The organism is Actinomyces timonensis DSM 23838 (genome assembly GCF_000295095.1).
In the GTDB taxonomy this organism is placed as follows: Bacteria; Actinomycetota; Actinomycetes; order Actinomycetales; family Actinomycetaceae; genus Actinomyces; species Actinomyces timonensis.
Genome location: NZ_JH806632.1, coordinates 109955 through 130382, shown reverse-complemented (window position 1 = coordinate 130382; position 20428 = coordinate 109955). Strand labels below are relative to the sequence as shown.

Here is a 20428-nt window from a genome sequence, read left to right as displayed (position 1 = left end):
CGTCCCGGCGGTGGTGGCGGCTTCGGCGGCGGCGGTCCCCGTGGGGGCCGCGGCGGCCGCGGCTCCACGCAGGGCGCCTTCGGGCGCGGCGGCGGCGCTCCCCGCGGGCGCAAGTCCAAGCGGGCCAAGCGCCAGGAGTTCGAGCAGCAGAGCGCGCCGTCGCTCGGCGGCGTCATCGTCCCCCGCGGCGACGGCTCCACCGTCGTGCGCGTGCGCCAGGGCGCCACGCTGACCGACCTCGCCGAGAAGATCAACGCCAACCCGGCGGCCCTCGTCACCGTCCTGTTCCACCTGGGGGAGATGGCCACGGCCACCCAGTCCCTCGACGAGGACACCTTCGGCCTGCTGGGCGCCGAGCTCGGCTACGACGTCCAGATCGTCTCCCCGGAGGACGAGGACCGCGAGCTCCTGGGCTCCTTCGACATCGACCTGGAGGCCGAGGAGGCCGCCTGGGACGACGAGGACATGGCGCCCCGCCCGCCCGTGGTCACCGTCATGGGCCACGTCGACCACGGCAAGACCAAGCTCCTGGACGCCATCCGCTCCACGGATGTCGTGGCGGACGAGGCCGGCGGCATCACGCAGTCCATCGGCGCCTACCAGGTCCACGTCCCCGTCAACGACGAGACCCGTCCGATCACCTTCATCGACACCCCCGGTCACGAGGCCTTCACGGCCATGCGCGCCCGCGGCGCCGAGGTCACGGACATCGCGATCCTCGTCGTCGCCGCGGATGACGGCGTCATGCCGCAGACCGTTGAGGCTCTCAACCACGCCCAGGCCGCGAACGTGCCGATCGTGGTGGCCGTCAACAAGATCGACAAGGAGGGCGCCAACCCGGACAAGATCCGCGGCCAGCTCACCGAGTACGGTCTTGTGCCCGAGGAGTACGGCGGCGACACGATGTTCGTCGACATCTCCGCCAAGCAGCGCCTCCACATCGACGAGCTCCTCGAGGCCGTGGTCCTCACCGCTGACGCGGCCCTGGACCTGCGCGCCAACCCGAGCTCGGACGCGCGCGGCGTGACGGTCGAGGCCAAGCTCGACAAGGGCCGCGGCGCCGTCACCACGGTGCTCGTCCAGCAGGGCACCCTGCGCGTCGGGGACCCGATCGTCGCCGGCTCGTCCTACGGGCGCGTGCGCGCCATGTTCAACGAGCACGGGGACAACCTCGACGAGGTCGGGCCCGCCCGCCCGGCCCTCGTCCTGGGCCTGACCAGCGTGCCCAGCGCCGGTGACTCCTTCATCGTCGCCCCCGACGACCGCACCGCCCGGCAGATTGCCGACAAGCGCGAGGCCGCCGAGCGCGCCGCCCTCCTGGCCAAGCGCCGCAAGCGCGTGTCCCTTGAGAACCTCTCCGACGTCCTCAAGGCCGGCAAGGTCGACACCCTCAACCTCATCCTCAAGGGTGACAGCTCGGGCGCCGTCGAGGCCCTGGAGGACTCGCTGCTCAAGATCGACGTGGGCGAGGAGGTCGCCCTGCGCGTCATCCACCGCGGCGTCGGCGCGATCACGCAGAACGATGTCAACCTCGCGACGGTCGACTCGGCCGTCATCATCGGCTTCAACGTCCGCCCCGCCGAGCGCGTGGCGGAGCTGGCCGACCGCGAGGGCGTCGACATGAAGTTCTACTCGGTCATCTACAACGCGATCGAGGACGTCGAGGCAGCCATGAAGGGCATGCTCAAGCCCATCTACGAGGAGGTCGAGCTCGGCACGGCCGAGATCCGCCAGGTCTTCCACTCCTCGAAGTTCGGCTCGATCGCTGGGTCGATCGTCCGCTCCGGCACCATCAAGCGCGGCACCAAGGCCCGCCTGGTGCGCGACGGCGTGGTCGTCGGCGGTGACCTCACCGTCGAGACCCTGCGCCGCGAGAAGGACGACGTCACCGAGGTCCGCGAGGGCTACGAGTGCGGTATCAACCTGGGCTTCAAGGACATCGCCGAGGGCGACGTCATCGAGACCTGGGAGATGCGCGAGAAGCCCCGTTCCTGAGCGCCTCTCACCGACGACGGCGGCCGGTCACCCTCGAGTGGCCGGCCGCCGCCGTTCGCGCCCGGGGGAGTATCGGGAGGGGAAGGAGGCGACGCGGGCTCAGTCCTCCCACTGGCCCTCGCCCGCGGGCAGGCCGACGGCGTCGAGCAGGCCGGGGAAGCGCCTCTCGATGACAGCGTCACGGCGGGTGATGCGCCGGCGCTTGCCCAGGGCCTCGGTGTGCATGAGCCCGGACTCGCGCAGGACCTTGAAGTGGTAGGACATCGTGGACTTCGCGACGTCGTAGTCCAGATCCCCGCAGAACTGCGGGCCGGAGCGGGCGATCTGGGTGAGGATGTCGCGGCGGATCGGGTCCGACAGCGCCCCGAGGACGCGATCGAGGCTGATCTGCTCGGCTGAGGGGTGCCGCAGCGACTCCCTGGCCATCCGATCCCCTTCCATCGGCCTCATCACTCCTTCCGCATCCTACGACGCCCGTTGGCCGGGCACCTTGACCGAGGGCGGCCTCCGAGTATAGTCGTAATTCGTCGAACATCGAACTAAACGACTGTGGAAGGCGATGACCCATGAATCGACGAGCGAATGACTCTCAAGGGACCGCTAGAGAGGCGCTCAGGGGCCCGGGGAGCGAGCGGCACTCCGGCGCCGATGGGGGAGCGCGGGCGAGTGAGCGCTCGGTGGGGCTCGTCTCCTTCGCGACCCTGTTCGTCATCGGGACCGACACTCTCCTCGTCGCCCCGCTCCTGCCTCTTCTCCAGCGCGAGCTCGGCGTCGATGTCGCCCGCTCAGGATGGCTGGTCTCGGCCTACTCGCTCGGCTACGCGCTCTTCGCGCTCCTGGCCGGTCCGCTGTCCGATCGCGCGGACAGGCGCCGCGTCCTGCTGTCGGGCGTCGTGGCCTTCACCATTTTCACCGCGGCCTGCGGCGCCGCCTGGGGTTTCTGGTCCTTGTTCCTCATGAGGCTCCTGGCCGGGGTAGCGGCTGCCTTCGTGACCCCTCAGATCTGGGCGTCGATCCCCATGGTGGTCGCGCCCGCCTCGGTGGTCCGCACGATGGGCTATGCCACGGCCGGGCTCGCCGTGGCGCAGGTGGCCGGGATTCCCCTGGGCTCGTTCCTGTCCGCCCAGGGGTGGCGCCTGCCCTTCTTCGCGATCGCCGTCGCCAGCGCGCTGCTCTGGGCCCTGCTCGCGGCGCGGTTCCCCAGCGTCCCGCCCTCGCCGACAAGCGAGAGCAGGCTGTTCGGCGCCTACGCGCATGTCGTGCGCTCGCGTGTCCTCGTCCTGTCGCTTATCGCCTACCTGGTCTTCCAGCTCGGCAATTTCACTGCGCTGTCCTTCGTGGGCACCTGGTTCGCGCGGGACTTCGGCGCCACCCAGAACATGATCGGCTGGGCGATGGTCGTCATCGGGCTGGGCAATGCGATCGGCTCGCTCAATGGCTCCCGCCTCGTGGCCCGCGTGGGGGCGCGCCCCTTCCACGTCGGCGGCATCGTGGCGATGGCGATCGTCTACGGCCTGTCCTCGTTCGTGTCCTCCCTGTGGGCGGGAGCGCTCATCGTGTTCGGCGCGATGCTCGTCGGCGGCGCCCTGTTCCCCGTGCTCATGGCGCAGCTCCAGAGCCATACGACGGCGGCGCGCGGCACAGTCTCCTCGCTGGCGAACGCGGCGATGTACGCCGGCACGACGATCGGCGGCGCGGTCGGGGGTCCGCTGCTCACCCGCTTCCCCGGCTACAGCGGAGTGGCGATGTTCGCCGTCGCCGCCTACGCCGCCTCCCTGGCGATCTACGCCCTCGCCGGCGCGTTCCGGAGAGAGTAGCGCCGCGAGTTCGTCCCTTTGCCGCCGAGTTCGTACCCTTACCCACCGAAGTCAGCATCAAAGGGACGAAGTCGACGGCGAGGAGACGGCGCACGTGGGAGGTGCTTTGTGGCGCTGATTGAGCGCTCTTGCGTGAAACCAGTATTGTCACGCCTGGAGCCGTGACATTCTGGGGAAGTCGAGGTGACGGCCTGTCGTGCCGCCCCGCCTACTTCTCTCTGGAGGTCCGCCATGTCGTCTCCCATGAGCAGCGAAGGGACGGGCGCGCGCCGCGCCCGGATCATCGGGAAGGGCTGGATCCAGGGCGTCGCCCTGGTCATGCTCTTCGGCTTCACCGTCATGGGCCTGCTGGCCTACCGCACGTACACCAACTCCATGCCCCAGCCCAGCAGGGTCGTGGCCGAGGACGGCTCCGTCGTCTTCACCACCGAGGACATCACCGCCGGCCAGCAGCTCTTCCAGTCGCGCGGGCTCATGGAGTACGGCTCCATCGTCGGGCATGGCGGCTACCTCGGCCCGGACTTCACCGCCGAGTACCTGCGCATGGAGGCCGACTCGGTGAGCGCCCAGCTGGCCGGTGAGGGCAACGGCGATCCCGCGACCGCCGCCAAGGCCATGCTGCGAGCCAACCGCTACGACGCCGCCAGTGGCGAGCTCGTGTGGACTCCCGAGCAGGTGACCGCCTACGAGCAGGCCGTGGAGCACTACACCGCCATGTTCGGCCCCGACGCCGCCGCCAACGGCCTCAAACCCGACCTCATCACCGACCCCGCCCAGGTGCGCCAGGTGACCGCCTTCATCGGCTGGACGGCCTGGGCCTCAGCGGCCGAGCGCCCCGGGCACGACTACTCGTACACCAACAACTGGCCCGCGGAGTCGCGGGTGGGCAACTCGCCCACGGGCGACCTCATGATCTGGTCGGTGCTCTCCCTCATCGTCCTCATCGGCGGGACCGGTATCATGTTCGCCATCTACGGGCGCTGGAGCCGCAGGATCGGCTGGCGCTCCGAGGAGGCGCCCGCCCTGTCCTTCCGCCAGCCCGGCGAGGTGGGCCTGACCAGATCGCAGAGGGTCATCGCCTGGTTCATCCTCACCATCGCGGCCCTCTTCCTCGTCCAGACCCTCGTGGGCTCCCTGGCCGAGCACTACCGGGCGGACGTGCTCAGCTTCTTCGGATTCGACATGGGCCGCTACATCCCCTTCTCGCTCGCCCGCACCTGGCACGTCCAGCTCTCCCTGTTCTGGACGGCCCTCGGACTGCTCGGCGCGGGGCTCTTCCTCGCCCCCTTCATCGCCCGGCGGGAGCCCAAGCGGCAGCACGTGCTCGTCTGGATCCTGCTCGTGGCCGCCGCGGCCGTCGTCGTCGGGTCCTGCCTGGCCGAGGCCGCCAGCCAGCACGGGGTGAGCTGGGCCAAGGGACCGCTGTTCGCCCAGCAGTGGGAGTACCTCGACCTGCCCTTCGTCTTCCAGGTGCTGCTCACCGCGGCCCTCTTCGTCTGGGTGGCCATCATCTGGCGCTCCATGCGGGGGCGGCTGCGCAACGAGCACGTGGCCAACATGCCCTGGCTGTTCATGTTCGCGGCCCTGGCCATCCCGGCCTTCTACGCCGTCGGCATGATGGCCCGCACCAACACCCATGTCACCGTCGCCGAGTTCTGGCGCTTCTGGGTGGTCCACCTGTGGGTCGAGGACTTCCTCGAGCTGTTCACCACGGTCATGGTCGCCTACGTCTTCGTGCTCCTGGGCGTCGTGCGCGAGCGGATCGCCCTGGGCATCATCTTCATGGACATCATCCTCTACTCCGCCGGCGGGGTCATCGGCACGATGCACCACCTGTACTTCTCGGGCACGCCCGTGGAGCACATGGCGCTGGGGGCCTTCTTCTCCGCCGCCGAGGTCATCCCGCTGACCTTCCTCACCGTGGAGGCCTGGGCCTTCATGCAGCTGGGCGCCAACCGCCACGGCAAGGACGCCAAGCCCTTCCCGCACCGCTGGGCCGTCATGTTCCTCGTCGCCGTCGGCTTCTGGAACTTCCTGGGCGCGGGCGTCTTCGGCTTCCTCGTCAACCTGCCGATCGTCTCCTACTACGAGATCGGCACCGCGCTGACCGCCAACCACGCCCACGCCTCCATGATGGGCGTCTACGGATTCATGGCCCTGGGTCTGGGCATGTTCGCCCTGCGCTACCTCATCCCGAAGGAGAAATGGCCCGAGCGCCTGGCGAAGATCTCCTTCTGGAGCCTCAACGTGGGGCTGGCCTGGATGTGCTTCGCCACCCTCCTGCCATTGGGCATCCTCCAGCTGCGCTACTCGGTGGGCACCGGCTACTACGAGGCCCGCCAGCTCACCTACATCACCGACACGGTCAACACGATCATCGAGTGGGGGCGCATGCCCGGCGATCTCATCTTCATCCTCGGCGGCGCCCTGCCCTACCTCTCCATCGCCTTCCTCGGGGCGCGGCACTGGCGCCAGGGCCGCACCGTGGACTCCTTCGAGGAGGACGCCCTCTACGAGGAGCTCGACACTCGCCGCCAGTCATGGCGCGGAGAGCGCGCGGAGCTGAGCGACTGATGGCCCCGCCCGACGTGAGCGCCTGGCTCGTGGCCGCCTACGCGCTCATCATGCTGGGCGTGGCGTGGGCCGTGGACGTCCTCGGCTCGCGCAGCGCCCGGCGCTCCCTGAACTGGAGGCACGCGGACTTCATCTACCACGACGACGTCGACGGCTGGCGCTGCCACGAGGACCAATGGCTGTGGCCGACGGCCTTCGACCCGGACAAGCGGGTCATCCGCTATGAGGGCGCGCACGCGATCTGCGGGCGCTGCCCGGCGAAGAGCACCTGCTCGCCCACCCCCGGTCCCCGGGAGATCACCAGGCCCGTCGACCCCTGGCCCTACTCCGAGGCCGGGCGCTTCCACCGGGGCCTGGCGCTCGTCATCGCCATGGCCGGGACCTTCCTGTGCCTGAGCATGACGCTGATCCTCCACCGTCCCGGCGACCTCATCGTCCTGGGGACGGCGCTGGCCATCATGGCGGCGGGCTCCTACCCGCTCGCCCGCCACCTGTGGTCCGCCCCCGACGGCGCTCCCGAGCACCTGCCCCATATCGGCGCCGAGGAGCTGGCCGCCACGATCCCCGGGGCCGGGACCGGCAAGGGGGCCGCCCCGAGCACCGGTCCTGGGATTGGCGCGGGGGCTGACACGGGGGCCACTCCGGGGGTTTCGATGGGCTTCGGCACCGGAAGCCTCACCACGGCGGGCTGGTCCCGCCTGCGCACCAGGAAGGACACCACCGCATGACCACCCCGATGCTCGCCGCGCTCTCCGCGATCATCCTCCTCGCCCTGCTCCTCATCCTGTCGCTCAAGACCGTCTCCCAGTACGAGCGGGGCATCGTCTTCCGCCTGGGGCGCCTGCGCCCCGTCTACGAGCCGGGGCTGCATCTCGTCATCCCCCTCGTGGAGCGGATGCAGAAGGTGGACACGCGCGTGGTGACCCTGACGATCCCTCCCCAGGAGGTGATCACGGAGGACAACGTGCCCGCCAGGGTCAACGCCGTCGTCCTGTTCAACGTGACCGACCCGGTCAAGGCCGTCATGGAGGTGGAGAACTACGCGATCGCCACCTCCCAGATCGCCCAGACCACCCTGCGCTCCGTGCTCGGGCGCGTCGACCTCGACACGGTCCTGGCGCACCGCTCCGCCCTCAACGCCGACCTGCGCGACATCATCGAGGGCCAGACCCGCCCCTGGGGCGTGGACGTGAGCGTCGTCGAGATCAAGGACGTGGAGATCCCCGAGCAGATGCAGCGCGCGATGGCCCGGGGCGCGGAGGCCGAGCGGGAGCGGCGGGCCAAGGTCATCAGCGCCCGCGGCGAGCTCCAGGCCTCCGAGGAGCTGCGCCAGGCCGCGGACACGCTCTCGCGCTCGCCGGCCTCGCTCCAGCTTCGCTACCTCCAGACCCTCCTCGAGCTGGGCGCCGACCAGAACTCGACCGTCGTCTTCCCCCTGCCCATGGACCTCATCGGCCCGCTCCTGGACCGGTACACCTCCGCGGGCTCCGCCGCGCCCGGCGAGCAGGCGAGCGAGGACGGCGGCGGCTCAGCCCTGCCGCCCTCCCCGGCCTGAGGGGCGCCGCGAGACCTGGCGCACCAGGTCGACGATGAACACGGCCACCGCCGCCCACACGAGCACCATGGCCGCCCATCGCGCCGTCGTGATCTCCTCGTGGAACACCAGCCAGGCCAGGAGGAACTGGAGGATCGGCCCGAGGTACTGCACCATGCCGATCGTGGTGAGGGCCACCCGCCGGGCGCCAGCGGCGAAGAGCAGGAGGGGCACGGCGGTCACCGGCCCCGCCGTCAGGAGCAGCAGCCCGATGCCCGGCGAGCCCTGCGGGCCCTGGAACACCGTCTGGCCCTGGGCGGCGAGGCAGCCCAGGTAGGCCACCGCCAGCGGCGCCACCGCCAGGGACTCCACGGTGAGCCCCGTGAGGGCGTCCACATGCGCCCCGGAGCGCTTCTTCGCCAGGCCGTAGAGCCCGAAGGTCCCCGCCAGGCCGAGGCTCACCCACGGCAGCGTTCCCTGGGCGACGACGAGCACGAGCACGCCGAGGGAGGCCAGCCCCAGCGCGGCGAGCTGGATCCGGCGCAGGCGCTCCCCGAGGAAGAGGGCGGCCAGCGCGACGGTGACGAGCGGGTTGATGAAGTATCCCAGTGCCGCGTCCGCCGTGCGCCCCGAGTTGACCCCGTAGACGTAGATGAGCCAGTTGAGGGTGACGATGATGCCCGAGACGACGAGCGATCGGAGCAGCCGGGGCGTGGTCAGCGCGGCGCGCAGCCGCCCCCAGCGGCGCATGAGCGCCACCGCGATGAGGCAGGTGGCAAGGGTCCACAGGATCCGGTGGCCGATGATCTCCAGGCTGCCGGCGGCGGCAAGCAGGTGGAAGTACAGCGGGAACATGCCCCACAGCACGTAGCAGCCGAGCACCATGGCCAGGCCGGTCGTTGCCGGGGCGGGGGAGCGGGTGGGGGAAGTGCTCATAGCGTGCTCATGGCGTGGTCGACCTGGCTTTCGTGCCTGTGGGAGGCGGGCCCGATACTATCGGCGCGCCGGGCGCGCCGCCCGGACGTCTCACCGCCCCGCACCGACCCGCATGCCGTGTGAATCCGCATGCCGGATGAAGGAGAGCCCCATGGCCGACTCCGCCCGCGCCCGCAAGGTCGCCGACCGTATCCACGAGACCGTGGCCCGCCTCCTCCAGGGCCGTATCAAGGACCCCCGCCTGGGCTTCATCACCATCACCGACGTCCGCGTCACCGGCGACTTGCAGCAGGCCACCGTCTTCTACACCGTCTACGGCTCCGACGAGGAGCGCAAGGACACCGCCGCCGCCCTGCGCTCTGCCACCGGGCTCATCCGCTCCGAGGTGGGCCGCGCGCTCGGCATCCGCCTGACCCCCACCATCGCCTTCCAGCTCGACGCCCTGCCGACGACGGCCAAGTCCATCGAGGACGCCCTCGCCCAGGCCCGCGTCGACGACGAGCGGATCGCCCGCGCCGCCCAGGGCGCCTCCTACGCCGGGGACGCAGACCCCTACCGGCACGACGACGAGGAGCCGGCCGACGATCCCGATGAGGACCCCGCTGAGGAGCCGGTCGACGGCGCTGCTCCCACCCAGGACGCCGCCAGCGGGCCCGCCTCCGGGAGCGCCGGGGCGCCGGGCGCGGCCGAGCGGTGAGCCGCCCCCAGGCCGCCCGCGGCGCGGTCACCGCCGACGACGGACTCCTCCTCATCGACAAGCCCGCCGGGGTGACGAGCCACGACGTCGTCGCCGCCGCGCGGCGCATGGGCGCCACCCGCAAGGTCGGCCACGCCGGCACCCTCGATCCCATGGCGACGGGCCTGCTCATCCTCGGCGTCGGCCGGGCGACCCGCTTCCTCACCCACCTCGTGGGCGCGGACAAGACCTACGAGGCCACCGTCCGCCTGGGCCAGGAGACGATCACCGAGGACGCCGAGGGGGAGCCCACCGCCTGGCGGGGCTGCCCGGCGCCGTCGGGGCAGGACGAGCGGGCCGCTTTCCAGGGGCGGCTCGACGCCGCGCTGGCCCGCCTGACGGGTGCGATCATGCAGGTCCCCAGTGCCGTCTCCGCCATCAAGATCGACGGCGTGCGCTCCTACAAGCGCGTGCGCGACGGCGAGGACGTCGTCCCGGCGGCCCGCCCGGTGATCATCCACGCCATCGACCTCCTCGGCGCGCCCCGGCCCGCCACCACCGCTGGCCCCGCGGGCGAGGACGTGCCCGTCGTCGACCTCGACCTGCGCGTGTCCTGCTCCTCGGGCACCTACATCCGCGCCCTCGCGCGAGATCTGGGCGAGGCCCTGGGCTGCGGCGCGCACCTGACCGCCCTGCGGCGCACCAGCGTCGGGCCCTTCGACGTGGACGAGGCGCGCGGGCTCGCCGAGGCCAGCGCCGAGGTGGAGTCTGGCGCTAATGACGATCCGCCGTCGGGACTGCGGACGCTGCCCCTGGCCGAGGCCGCCCGGCGCTGCTTCCCCGCCCTGGAGCTCAGCCATGACGAGGCCCGCGCGATCCGATACGGGCAGGGCCTGCCCTCCGACGCCCTGGCCCGCGCGGGAGCCGCGCCCGAGCGCTCCGTGACCGCCAAGGCAGTCACAGCATCGAGAAGCGCCGATGACGGGCACGCCGCCGATGGTGGGGACGAGGGCCGCGGCGTCGTCGCCGGGTTCGATCCCGACGGCATCCTCGTGGCACTGTTGACCCGCAAGGGAGGGCGGGCACGACCGGTGCTCGTCCTGTCACCAGCCTGAGGACCCCCGGGGAACGGAGAACGATGATGAGTGGATGCGGTTGCGGAGGATGCGGCTGCGGCGGCTCCGGCGAGCAGTCCGGCCAGGCCCAGGCCGATCGCGCCCCGGCGCCCCAGGTGGTCCAGCCCACGGTCCCGGCGCCCACCGCGGACGTGAGCCCCGATGGCATCGTCCCCGGGCGCAAGTCCGGCAATCTCCTGGGTCTCCGTGCCGCGGGCACCGCGCGAGCCGGTTCGGGCGGGGGCTGCGGCTGCGGAGGTCAGGGGCACTGCTCGGGCCACTGATCCCCACACAGCCGCCACCGCGGGACCGCTGGCGCCGCCGCGCTCAGACCGCTTGGCGCTGAAGGGCCCGGGAGACCTCGTCGAGGCGCTCGGCGGCGCGCGACTCGTCGTAGTCGCCCAGCGCGAGGTCCTCCTCGATGGCGCCATCGACGAGCACGAGGACGCGGCTGGCGCGCGCCGCCACGTGCGCGTCGTGTGTGACCACCACGAGCGTCGTCCCCGCGGCGTGGATCTGGCCGAGCAGGTCGAGGATCTGGGCGGCGGTGCTGGAGTTGAGTGCCCCCGTGGGCTCATCGGCGAAGACCACGGCGGGCTCGTTGATGAGCGCCCGGCAGATCCCCGCCCGCTGCAGCTGCCCGCCGGAGACCTCGGTGATGTCGCTGCGGGCCTGATCGGCGATTCCCATGGTCCTCATGAGGGCCTCCGCCCGCTCCACCACCTCGCTGCGGGGCCTCTTGCCGGCGAGGAACCCGGGCAGGACGATGTTGTCCAGCAGGCACAGGGTGGCGAGGAGGTGCGGCTGCTGGAAGACGAAGCCCATGTGCTCCAGGCGGAGGTCGGCCAACTGCTTCTCCCGCAGCGCCGTCAGGTCGACGACACCGCCGGAGTGAGCGAGCTCGACGGTCCCGCCGGTGGGGCGGTCCATTCCGCTCAGGCAGTGCAGCAGGGTTGATTTGCCCGACCCCGACGGGCCCATGATGGCGACGAACTGGCCCGCGGGGATCTCCAGGTCCAGCCCGTCGAGGACCGGGGCGCGCTGGTAGGCCTTCGTCAGGCCGGTGGCGCGCAGGGCCGGGTTGGTGGTGGTGCGGCGGCGCGGGGAGCGCACGGGGATGCCTGAGATGCTCATTGGTCGATCTCCTCTACTCGCTGGTGCGCAGGGGCGCGGTGGGAAGGCGCCGCAGGGCGAGCCCGATGGCGGCGGCGGTGGTGATGATGACGGCGGCGGGGATCATGAGTCCCACGACCCAGGCCTCGGGGAGGAGCTCGATTCCGGGCGCGCCTCGGGAGGCCATGATCGCGCTCACGGCGATGTCCCCGAGGAAGAGGGCGAGAACGATTCCGATGATGAGGCCGATGACGGCGATGATGCCGAAGCGCGTGAGGTAATGGCGCTGGATGGACCGCAGGGGCGCCCCCAGGGCCTGCATGGTGGAGACCTGATCGCGCTCCCTGGTCAGGATGAGCACCACGAAGAGAGTGGTGATCAAGAACGACAGCGCTAGGGCGACCGCGCAGGTCATGATCGCGATGAGGCGCACCTGGGAGCCGGTGGCCCCGAAGAACTGCGAGGCGTGCTGGCTCGAGGAGGTCACCTGCGCCTCGGGGAGGGCGGATCGCAGGTCGTTGGCGACGGCGGACGCGTCCTCGCCGGCGCGCACATCGGCGTAGGCCAGGCGCCACAGCGCGGGTGAGCCGTCGTCGAAGAGGGCCTTCGCCGTCAGGCCGTTGTTGGTGATGTCCTGGTAGACGCCCGTGACCGTCAGGCTCCGTTCGGCTTGCTCGCCCTGGGAGCCCCGCACGGTGACGGTGGAGCCCTCCTCCGCCCCCGCCGCCTCCGCCTGGCTGTAGGACAGCGACACCTCGTCGGTGCTGGCCGGGCCCCGACCGGAGAGGTACTTCATCGGGAAGGCGTCGTGATCCCCGATATCGATGAGGAGTGGTTCCCACTTGTCGTTGGTGACCAGCATCTCGTAGCTGCGGCGCTGGATCCGCGTGGAGCGCTCGATCCTCGGGTCGGCCTCCAGGGCGTTGCGCGTCGCGTCGAGGTCCTCGTCCCCGCCGCGCACATCGATGCGCAGGTCGGCCTCACCGGCGCCCAGGTATGTGGCGATACTGGGGTTGTCCAAGGTCGAGGCGATGTTGAGGGGGATCAGCATCGTGGTGGTGGACAGTGCGAGCACGCCTAGCAGGAGGATGTTGGTGGGCCGGAGCGCCTGCCGGATCCCGAGCCACTGCAGGGAGGGCACGCGGCGCGAGTGGGACAGGAGCCACCGGTGGCGGCGCGCCTTGACGGCCCCCGAGGCTCCCGCGCGCAGCGCCTCGACGGTGCTGATGCGGCCCATGCGCCGCAGGGTCAGGCGGGTCAGGCTGATGACGATGCCAGCCAGTACCAGCACCGCCGCCAAGGGAAGCCCGAAGGTCCACACACTGGTCGGGGGCGTGCCGAGGTAGGCCAGCGCCGGGGCCTCCAAGGAGGCGCCGAGCGGCAGGCCCGCCCCATACCCGATGATGGCGCCGATGGCGGACAGGGCGAGGTACTTGGCCATATAGAGCCTGGCGATGCGACGAGGAGCGGCGCCGATCGCCTTGAGGACGGCGATCTGGGCGAGGTCGGCCTCCAAGGCGGCGAGCACCGTGTAGCGCAGCGCGAGCACGGAGACCGCTGCCAGCACGAGCGCAACGAGCACTGCCACGACGGCGATGAGCTGCGTGCTCAGCGCGCTCATGAGGCGGATCATCGAGGCGTCGACGTGGATTCCCTGGTTGGGCAGGCCGGCGTCGTTGTAGGCGGCGATCACCGAGCCGGGCCGGGCGGAGTCCGTCAGGTCGAACTCGATGAAGTACTCGGGCTCCGTGATGCGCTGCGCCAGGACCTCGAAGTCCTCGGGGCTGACCACAAGGCGCTTGGAGGGGATCATCGCGGCGTTCATCTGGGCGTCCCGGAAGAACCCGGTGACTCGGAGGGTCACCGCCGCCTCTCCGGTGCCGACGGTGATGGTGTCCCCGATCCGAGCGGCCCCCGTCACCGAGTAGTGGATCGGCAGCGCGATCTCGCCCGGGCCCGGATCGGCGGGGCGGCCATCGTCGCCCATAAGCAGGTCGATGCGCTTGGGGGCGGTGACGAAGGCGGGCTCCTGGAAGGAGTCGGCCTGGTTGGTGCCGCCGATCCACAGCTCCGTGCGGGGCGCGGGCAGCGACTTGATGATCTCGTGGTCGACTATCTCCGGGCGCGAGCTGGCCCACGCCGTGATCTCCTCGGCGTCGAGCTCCCCGGAGTGCATCTGCACGAGGTCTGGGAGGTTGGCCCGGCGGGCGAGTTGGTTGGTCGCCGATGTCGTGTCGACGATGATCCGGGCGGAGGCGCTCGCCAGGGCGCACGCCAGGGCTATGAGGGCGGTCAGGATCAGGGCAACGGCGGCGCCACGCGCCAGATCCGCCCTCAGGAGGCGTTGGAGCATGATCTGGTCTCCTTGAGTGAGTGGTGCGGATTGGGGGACAGGACGGGGGACGCCTCCGGCGAGAGGCTCCTCCGCTTGGCGCGCAGGATGACGGCGAGGGCGATCGTGAGCGCGCCAGTGACGGCGATCGTCAAAGCGGCGCCCCGTCCCTGCCCGGAGCCGACGAGTGCCGTTCCGATCCCGCCGCGGCTAACGAGCGGGGAGAAGACGTAGTCGGCCAGTGGGGCGGCGGTGGCGTAGGCCGCCAGGTAGCCGGACTGGGTGATGAGGCTGATGGTTCCCCAGGCGGCTGCTTCGCTCTGCGGATCGAGGCGGCCGCGCACGAGGGCGTCGGCCCCTGCCTGGCACAGGGCGAGGGAGGCGAAGGCGATGATCCCGGCTGTGGCGACCGACCAGATCCAGGGGCGGGCCGCAAGACCGATCATGGCGGCGCCCGTGATGGCGGTGCCGCTGGCGAGCAGCGTGACCGGGCGCGCCTTGGTGGCGGTCGCGAGACCGGCGCCGACCAGCAGCCCCATGGCGCACAGGGTCTCGACCAGCCCGACGGACTGGGCGCTCATCCAGGGCAGCAACGAGGGCTTGAACAGCACCTGCACGATACCGATTGTCATGGTGAGCGCCGTCATGATGATGACCAGGGACCGAAGCCGGGGCTCGCTGTGAATCTGCTGCCAGCCGCCGAGCAGGCGCTCGCGGGTGCCGACCGGCTCCGAGGCGGCGCGCGGGGGCAGCGCGCGGCGCACAGCCAACGAGCATGCCACCGTCACCGCGCAGGTGGAGGCATCGATGATGATGATCCCGGGCAGTCCCAGGACCGGCAGGAGGAGGCCCGCCAGGGCGGGGGAGACGAGGAGCTTGGCCGCGCTGGACGCCTGGAGCAGCCCTGAGGCGCGGACGTACTGCTCGGGCTCGACGAGCTCGGAGACGGAAGCGCGCAGGGCGGGCTCGGTGAGCGAGGCCATGATCGAGGAAAGGGCGACGCCGACGAGCACCATGGTCAGACTCGGGGCGGGTGAGCGCAGCGCCACCAGGATGATGATCAGGCCGAGGACGGATCCGCCATCGCCGACGACCATGACCAGGCGGCGGTCATGCCGGTCGGCCAGGGCCCCGGCCACAGGGGCCAGCAGGATCAGGGGCGCAAGGGCGCACATCTGCACAGCGGCCACCGCGCTGGCGGAGCCCGTGGACGAGTACGCCATGATCGCCAGGCCGAAGGCGGTCATCCCCGTGCCGATAGAGGTCACGAAGGAGCCGAGGACCAACAGGCCGAGGAGCCTCATGAGTCCGCCTCGGGCGTCGCGGGGGAGGTGGCGGAGGCGATCGGCCCGGCCAGCGTTCCCGGGGCGGCCCCGAGCAGGAGCTCGGCCGCGGCGAGGGTGCCAGCCATGCGGCGGGGGCGCTGATCGGCCTCGCCGGTGAAGATCCCCTCGTCGGTGAGCATGGAACCCGCGGTCAGGATGATCTCGACGGCGGTGCGAGGGTCGGCGCAGGTGAAGGCCCCCTCGTCGATGCCGTCCTCGATAACCCCGACGAGGATCGGGGCGAGCGCCCGGATCGTGCTGACGAGGGAGCGCAGGTGGAACTGCGTGTTGGCGGCGTCGTGGAGGTCGTCGATCATCTCGGCGGCCTCGCCCTCCACCCGGGCGGCCGCGATGACGGCGAGCAGGCGCTCGGGCGCGGGGAGCGGGGCCGCGGCGGCCTGGGCGGCGCGCTCGGCGATCTCGGCGACTGTCCGGTCGATGAGGGAGCGCAGGATCTCGTCCTTGGACGTGAAGTGGTAGTAGAGCGTTCCCTTGGCCACGCCGACCGCTCCCAGGATGTCGTTCATGGTGGAGGCGGTCACGCCTTTGGTGGTGAAGAGGGCCGCGGCGGCGTTGAGGATCTCCTCGCGGCGCTCGGCGGCGGGCTTGGTGATGCGGGGCATGGGAGTGGATTCCTCTCGGGAGGGCTCAGGGCCGATCATTACCGACCGACCGTCGGTCGATAGTCTAGATGGGCCCATCCTGCCCCCGCAAGCCCTCCTGGTCGGGCGCGCCCCGCCCGGCTTCCCGGCCACCGCTCCCGGTTCGCGCCGCCGTCGCCGCCGTGGCAGGGTTGGTCCAGTCATGACAGGCGGTCCGGCCGGGCTGCCCCATCCACGGGTGCCCGCCGGCCACGGGACAGAGCAGGATCGCAGCCGGTGGAGATCTGGTACGGCGCCGAGCAGGTGCCCGAGTCACTGCGCGCCGCGAGGGGCGCCGCCAGCGCGGGAAGCGTCGTGACCGTCGGTGTCTTCGACGGCGTCCACCGCGGCCACCAGAGGATCCTCGCCCGCGTCGTCGAGCGGGCCCGCGCGCTCGGCCCCGACTGCCTCGCCGTCGCCGTCACCTTCGACCCGCACCCCCTGACCGTCCACCGCCCCGGCATCGACCTGGCGATGATCGCCTCCCTGCCCGACCGCCTGGGGGCCCTGGCCGCCACGGGCCTCGACGCCGCGCTCGTCATCCCCTACACCCTGGCCTTCGCCGACCAGTCTCCCGAGGGATTCGTGCGCGACTGGCTCGAAGGGCTCCTCGGCGCGCGGGCGATCGTCGTCGGGGGTGACGTGCGCTTCGGCCGGGACAACTCCGGCGACGCCGACTCCCTGCGCGCCATCGGCGCCGCTGACGGCGTCGAGGTCGAGATCGTCCCCGAGCTCCTGGCCCCCAGCGGGCGGCGCTGGTCCTCCACCTGGGCGCGCGAGTGCCTCGCCGGCGGGGATGTGCGCCAGGCGGCCGAGATCCTCGGGCGCCCGCACCGCGTGCGCGGCGCCGTCGTCCACGGGCTGCGGCGCGGGCGCGAGCTCGGCTTCCCCACCGCCAACCTCGACGCCGCCACCGCCGGCGTCGTCCCACCGGACGGCGTCTACGCCGGATGGCTCGTGCGCTCCGGGGCGCCGGGCGCGGGCGCCGAGGGGGAGCGCCTGCCCGCCGCGATCTCGATCGGCACCAATCCCACCTTCGATGACGTCCCGGCGCGCACCATCGAGGCCCATGTGCTCGGCCGGGCCGACCTCGACCTTTACGGCGAGGAGGTGGCCGTGGACTTCGTGTCCCACCTGCGCCCCATGCTCGCCTTCGACGGGCTCGACCCACTCCTGGCCCAGATGCGCCAGGACGTCGTCGACACCGCCGAGGTGCTCGGGGTCCCCGTGCCCGAGCCCGTGCGGCCCGAGGATGTCACCGCCTGAGCGTCGGCTGGCCCGCGCGCCCGCTCGGCTGATGCCGCGGGCCCGGACGCGCAGGCCCTGTGCCCGGTCCCACAGGCCCCGGCTCGGGGGAGGGGGCGGCCTCCTGGTACTGTTGGCGCGCCGTCGATCGGCCGCGGAACCGTCATGCCCGGGTGAACATGCCCCGGCGCTCCGCGCAACGAGAAGAAGGAGCCCGCATATGTCGGTCACCCCTGAGCGCAAGTCCGAGATCATCGCCGAGTACGCCACCCACGAGGGTGACACGGGCTCCCCCGAGGTCCAGGTCGCCGTCCTCACCGAGCGCATCTCCAACCTCACCGAGCACTTCAAGACCCACACGCACGACCACCACTCGCGCCGTGGCCTCTACCTGCTCATCGGTAAGCGCCGCCGCCTCCTCGACTACCTCATGAAGGAGGACATCGAGCGCTACCGCTCGCTCATCGCCCGCCTCGGCATCCGCCGCTGAGGCCCGCGCCAGAAGCCTTCCGCTCCGGCCCCGCCACCCCTCAGGGTGGCGGGGCCGGAGCGCGTTCTCCCTGATCCCGCCACCTTCGCGCCCCGACTCCTCTAGGATCGCAGGGCCGCCGCCCGCGCAGCGCGGGCCCGCGCCGCCGACGACGTCCCGCCCGAGGAGGCCCACCGTGCCCGCCGAGCCCGCTATGCCCGACCAGTCCGCCGCCCCCGCCCGCCCCCTCTACCTCGACCCGGCCGCGCCCGTCGACGAGCGCGTCGAGGACCTGCTGGCCCGCCTGAGCCTGGAGGAGAAGGCCGGCCAGCTCACCCAGTACTTCTATCGGCGCTCCATGCTCCCCGCGCTGCTCCCGGGCGCGTCCGCCGAGTCCGGCGCCGCCCCCGACGGCCTTTCCGAGGAGGACCGGGAGATCCTCGCCCAGTCCGAGATGGTCGAGGGCGAGGTGCGCGCCGGGCGGGCCGGCAGCCTGCTCTTCGTGCGCGACCCCGATGCCATCAACGCGCTCCAGCGCATCGCCGTCGAGGAGAGCCCCCACGGCATCCCCCTCATCTTCGGCTATGACGTCATCCACGGCCTGCGCACCATCATGCCCGTGCCCATCGCCATGGCCGCGGCCTGGGACCCCGCCGTCGCCGAGGAGGCGCAGGGCGTCGCCGCGCGCGAGGCCCGCGCCGTCGGCCTGTCGTGGACCTTCGCCCCCATGGTGGACATCGCCCGCGACCCGCGCTGGGGCCGGATCGTCGAGGGAGCGGGGGAGGACCCCTGCCTCGGCGCCGCCGCGGCCGCCGCCCAGGTGCGTGGCTTCCAGGGCGAGCGTCTCGGCGACCCCGAGCGGATCATCGCCGGCCCCAAGCACTTCGCGGGCTACGGGGCGGCGCGCGGAGGCCGCGACTACGAGGACGCGGAGATCTCCGACAACGAGCTGTGGAACGTCTACCTCCCGCCCTTCCGCGCCGCCGTGGAGGCCGGGTCAGGCAACATCATGGGCGCCTACATGGACCTGAACGGCGTGCCCGCCTCCGGCAACGCCTGGCTCCTCACCGACGTGCTGCGGGGCGAGATGGGCTTCGAGGGATTCGTCGTCTCCGACGCCAACGCCGTCCGGTCGCTCGCCACCCAGCACTTCGCCGCCGACCTCCCCGACGCCGCCGCGCGGGCGCTGAACGCGGGCCTGGACATGGAGATGGTGATGGAGGATGCCGCCTTCCTCCACCTGCCGCGCTCTGTGCGCGCTGGGCGCGTGGATGAGGCCGACGTCGATGAGGCGGTGCGCCGCGTGCTTCGGGCCAAGATCGCCATGGGCCTGTTCGAGCGGCCCTACGCCGACGCCGCTGCCGCCCCCGCGATCCTCGCCGACCCCGCCCACCGCGAGGCCGCCCGCCGCGCCGCCGAGAAGTCCCTCGTCCTGCTCAAGAACGAGCCCTGGCCGGGGCCCGCGGGTGCCCCCGTCCTGCCCTTGGGCGAGGGGATCTCCTCCATCGCCGTCATCGGCCAGCTCGCCGACTCGCCCCGCGACACCCTGGGCCCCTGGGTCTTCGACGAGGACTTGGCCGAGACCACGACGATCCTGGCGGGCATCCGCGCTCGCTCCGGCGGCGCGCGCGTCGACTACGCGGTGGGGGAGTGGGCGCCCCCGCGCGTCTTCCCCTCCATGTTCGACGACCAGGAGGCCCCCGGCGCCCTGCCCGCGCGCCCCGAGGACTTCGACGACGACGCCGCCCTCGCCGAGGCCGCCCGGACCGCGCGGGGCGCCGAGGTGGCGATCGTCGTCGTCGGGCAGGCGCAGAACCAGATCGGTGAGAAGGCCTCCACCTCCACCCTGGACCTGCCCGGCCGCCAGCTCGAGCTGCTCCAGGCCGTGGCCGCCACGGGCACGCCCACCGTCGCCCTCGTCATGTCCGGGCGCCCCCTCGACCTGCGCTGGGCCGATGAGAACCTGCCCGCCATCATGCAGGTCTGGTACCCCGGCACCCGCGGCGGTGAGGCCGTGGCCGCCGCCCTCTTCGGCGACGTCGACCCCGCCGGGCGCCTGCCCGTCACCTGGCCGCGCACCGTGGGGCAGGTCCCGATGATCCACTCCCACTACCGCACCTTCCAGCCCGAGGGCGCTGGCGAGCGCTACTGGGACGAGGCCTCCACGCCCCTCTACCCCTTCGGGCACGGCGGCTCCTACACCACCTTCACCTACTCCGAGCCGCGCCTGTCCTCGCCCCGGATCGCCGTGGGGGAGTCCGTCACCGTGAGCGTGGACGTGGCCAACACGGGCGAGCGCGACGGCGAGGAGGTCGTCCAGCTCTACATCCACCAGCGCCACGGCTCGTCGACCCGCCCCGAGCGCGAGCTCAAGGACTTCGCCCGCGTCGCCGTCCCCGCGGGCCAGTCCCGAACCGTGGAGTTCCGGCTCGGCCCCGACGAGCTGTCCTACTGGTCGGCCGCCACCCGCTCGCGCGTCCAGGACGCCACCACGATCGACGTCCACGTTGGCGGCTCCAGCGAGACCTTCGCTGCCGGCGCCCACGCGGCCTTCGACGTCGTGTGACGGGCCTGGGCGGCGGGAGCGCGTCCCATCTCACGTGATGGTTCTGGCCGCCCCGCGCGGGGCGCGGCTTAGACTTTGCCTGCCATATCT

15 protein-coding genes and 1 pseudogene are annotated in these 20428 nt (G+C 71.8%); 10 read left to right on the top strand and 6 right to left on the bottom strand.

Features of this window, described 5'->3' with window-relative positions; translation table 11 throughout:
* Positions 1–1995: translation initiation factor IF-2 (infB, locus tag A1QA_RS12885; protein ID WP_017176988.1), on the top strand; the 1995-nt coding region annotated here is incomplete at its 5' end.
* A 99-nt stretch (positions 1996–2094) separates the two neighbouring features.
* Here the strand turns inward: infB and A1QA_RS0100550 are convergent.
* The gene (locus tag A1QA_RS0100550) at positions 2095–2436 is read right to left on the bottom strand and encodes an ArsR/SmtB family transcription factor (protein WP_244266041.1); all 342 of its coding nucleotides are present in this window, start codon (positions 2434–2436) and stop codon (positions 2095–2097) included.
* A gap of 125 nt (positions 2437–2561) precedes the next feature.
* Here A1QA_RS0100550 and A1QA_RS0100545 point away from each other — a divergent pair, with 125 nt between their 5' ends.
* From A1QA_RS0100545 to A1QA_RS0100530, 4 genes and pseudogenes are all read left to right on the top strand, one after another.
* Entirely contained in the window at positions 2562–3812 is a 1251-nt protein-coding gene (locus tag A1QA_RS0100545) for an MFS transporter (protein ID WP_244266040.1), read from the top strand.
* A 231-nt stretch (positions 3813–4043) separates the two neighbouring features.
* The gene (locus A1QA_RS0100540; RefSeq protein ID WP_026048556.1) at positions 4044–6386 is read left to right on the top strand and encodes a nitric-oxide reductase large subunit; all 2343 of its coding nucleotides are present in this window, start codon (positions 4044–4046) and stop codon (positions 6384–6386) included.
* Positions 6386–6934 (top strand): annotated as a pseudogene (locus A1QA_RS12880) (hypothetical protein); the annotation flags it as partial. The gene A1QA_RS0100540 and the pseudogene A1QA_RS12880, both read left to right, overlap by 1 nt.
* Positions 6935–7110: 176 nt before the next feature.
* On the top strand, positions 7111–7941 hold the full coding sequence (locus A1QA_RS0100530; protein ID WP_017176984.1) for a slipin family protein: 831 nt from the start codon (positions 7111–7113) through the stop codon (positions 7939–7941).
* Here the strand turns inward: A1QA_RS0100530 and rarD are convergent.
* Positions 7915–8856: an EamA family transporter RarD gene (rarD, locus tag A1QA_RS0100525; RefSeq protein ID WP_017176983.1), complete on the bottom strand. Its 942-nt coding sequence runs from the start codon at positions 8854–8856 to the stop codon at positions 7915–7917. The two genes, A1QA_RS0100530 and rarD, sit on opposite strands and share 27 nt — an antisense overlap.
* Before the next feature lie 151 nt (positions 8857–9007).
* Here rarD and rbfA point away from each other — a divergent pair, with 151 nt between their 5' ends.
* Complete coding sequence (gene rbfA / locus A1QA_RS0100520) at positions 9008–9553, top strand: 30S ribosome-binding factor RbfA (RefSeq protein WP_017176982.1); 546 nt, start codon at positions 9008–9010, stop codon at positions 9551–9553.
* Positions 9550–10647 (top strand): tRNA pseudouridine(55) synthase TruB, encoded by a 1098-nt coding sequence (gene truB / locus A1QA_RS0100515; protein WP_017176981.1) that lies wholly within the window; start codon positions 9550–9552, stop codon positions 10645–10647. The genes rbfA and truB overlap by 4 nt, the downstream gene beginning before the upstream one ends.
* A 327-nt stretch (positions 10648–10974) precedes the next feature.
* Here the strand turns inward: truB and A1QA_RS0100510 are convergent, their stop codons facing one another.
* Genes A1QA_RS0100510 through A1QA_RS0100495 form a run of 4 tightly spaced genes read right to left on the bottom strand, consistent with a single transcriptional unit; the run spans position 10975 to position 16040 of the window.
* The gene (locus tag A1QA_RS0100510; protein ID WP_017176980.1) at positions 10975–11781 is read right to left on the bottom strand and encodes an ABC transporter ATP-binding protein; all 807 of its coding nucleotides are present in this window, start codon (positions 11779–11781) and stop codon (positions 10975–10977) included.
* 13 nt (positions 11782–11794) lie between these two features.
* Positions 11795–14113 carry an ABC transporter permease gene (locus A1QA_RS0100505; RefSeq protein ID WP_017176979.1) on the bottom strand — a complete coding sequence of 773 codons (2319 nt, stop codon included), beginning with the start codon at positions 14111–14113 and terminating at the stop codon, positions 11795–11797.
* A complete protein-coding gene (locus tag A1QA_RS0100500) occupies positions 14095–15396 on the bottom strand; it encodes an MFS transporter (protein WP_017176978.1) in 1302 nt (433 codons plus the stop codon). Before A1QA_RS0100500 ends, A1QA_RS0100505 begins: the two co-directional genes overlap by 19 nt.
* Positions 15393–16040: a TetR/AcrR family transcriptional regulator gene (locus A1QA_RS0100495; protein WP_017176977.1), complete on the bottom strand. Its 648-nt coding sequence runs from the start codon at positions 16038–16040 to the stop codon at positions 15393–15395. Before A1QA_RS0100495 ends, A1QA_RS0100500 begins: the two co-directional genes overlap by 4 nt.
* Positions 16041–16295: 255 nt before the next feature.
* On the opposite strand from A1QA_RS0100495, the gene A1QA_RS0100490 reads away from it, so the two are divergent.
* The 3 genes from A1QA_RS0100490 to A1QA_RS0100480 all read left to right on the top strand — a co-directional run bounded on the left by A1QA_RS0100490 (position 16296) and on the right by A1QA_RS0100480 (position 20338).
* The gene (locus A1QA_RS0100490) at positions 16296–17324 is read left to right on the top strand and encodes a bifunctional riboflavin kinase/FAD synthetase (protein ID WP_017176976.1); all 1029 of its coding nucleotides are present in this window, start codon (positions 16296–16298) and stop codon (positions 17322–17324) included.
* Positions 17325–17523: 199 nt separating this feature from the next.
* Positions 17524–17793: a 30S ribosomal protein S15 gene (gene rpsO / locus A1QA_RS0100485; protein ID WP_017176975.1), complete on the top strand. Its 270-nt coding sequence runs from the start codon at positions 17524–17526 to the stop codon at positions 17791–17793.
* A gap of 175 nt (positions 17794–17968) precedes the next feature.
* Positions 17969–20338, top strand: a complete 2370-nt coding sequence (locus A1QA_RS0100480) for a glycoside hydrolase family 3 N-terminal domain-containing protein (protein ID WP_017176974.1) — start codon at positions 17969–17971, stop codon at positions 20336–20338.
* Positions 20339–20428 lie beyond the last annotated feature (90 nt).

Bases quoted from the DNA above. Each gene is read 5' to 3' on its own strand.
- A1QA_RS0100550 (WP_244266041.1), bottom strand. From the start codon at position 2,436: ATGGAAGGGGATCGGATGGCCAGGGAGTCGCTGCGGCACCCCTCAGCC.
- A1QA_RS0100545 (WP_244266040.1), top strand. From the start codon at position 2,562: ATGAATCGACGAGCGAATGACTCTCAAGGGACCGCTAGAGAGGCGCTC.
- A1QA_RS0100540 (WP_026048556.1), top strand. From the start codon at position 4,044: ATGTCGTCTCCCATGAGCAGCGAAGGGACGGGCGCGCGCCGCGCCCGG.
- A1QA_RS0100530 (WP_017176984.1), top strand. From the start codon at position 7,111: ATGACCACCCCGATGCTCGCCGCGCTCTCCGCGATCATCCTCCTCGCC.
- rarD (WP_017176983.1), bottom strand. From the start codon at position 8,856: ATGAGCACTTCCCCCACCCGCTCCCCCGCCCCGGCAACGACCGGCCTG.
- rbfA (WP_017176982.1), top strand. From the start codon at position 9,008: ATGGCCGACTCCGCCCGCGCCCGCAAGGTCGCCGACCGTATCCACGAG.
- A1QA_RS0100510 (WP_017176980.1), bottom strand. From the start codon at position 11,781: ATGAGCATCTCAGGCATCCCCGTGCGCTCCCCGCGCCGCCGCACCACC.
- A1QA_RS0100505 (WP_017176979.1), bottom strand. From the start codon at position 14,113: ATGCTCCAACGCCTCCTGAGGGCGGATCTGGCGCGTGGCGCCGCCGTT.
- A1QA_RS0100500 (WP_017176978.1), bottom strand. From the start codon at position 15,396: ATGAGGCTCCTCGGCCTGTTGGTCCTCGGCTCCTTCGTGACCTCTATC.
- A1QA_RS0100495 (WP_017176977.1), bottom strand. From the start codon at position 16,040: ATGCCCCGCATCACCAAGCCCGCCGCCGAGCGCCGCGAGGAGATCCTC.
- rpsO (WP_017176975.1), top strand. From the start codon at position 17,524: ATGTCGGTCACCCCTGAGCGCAAGTCCGAGATCATCGCCGAGTACGCC.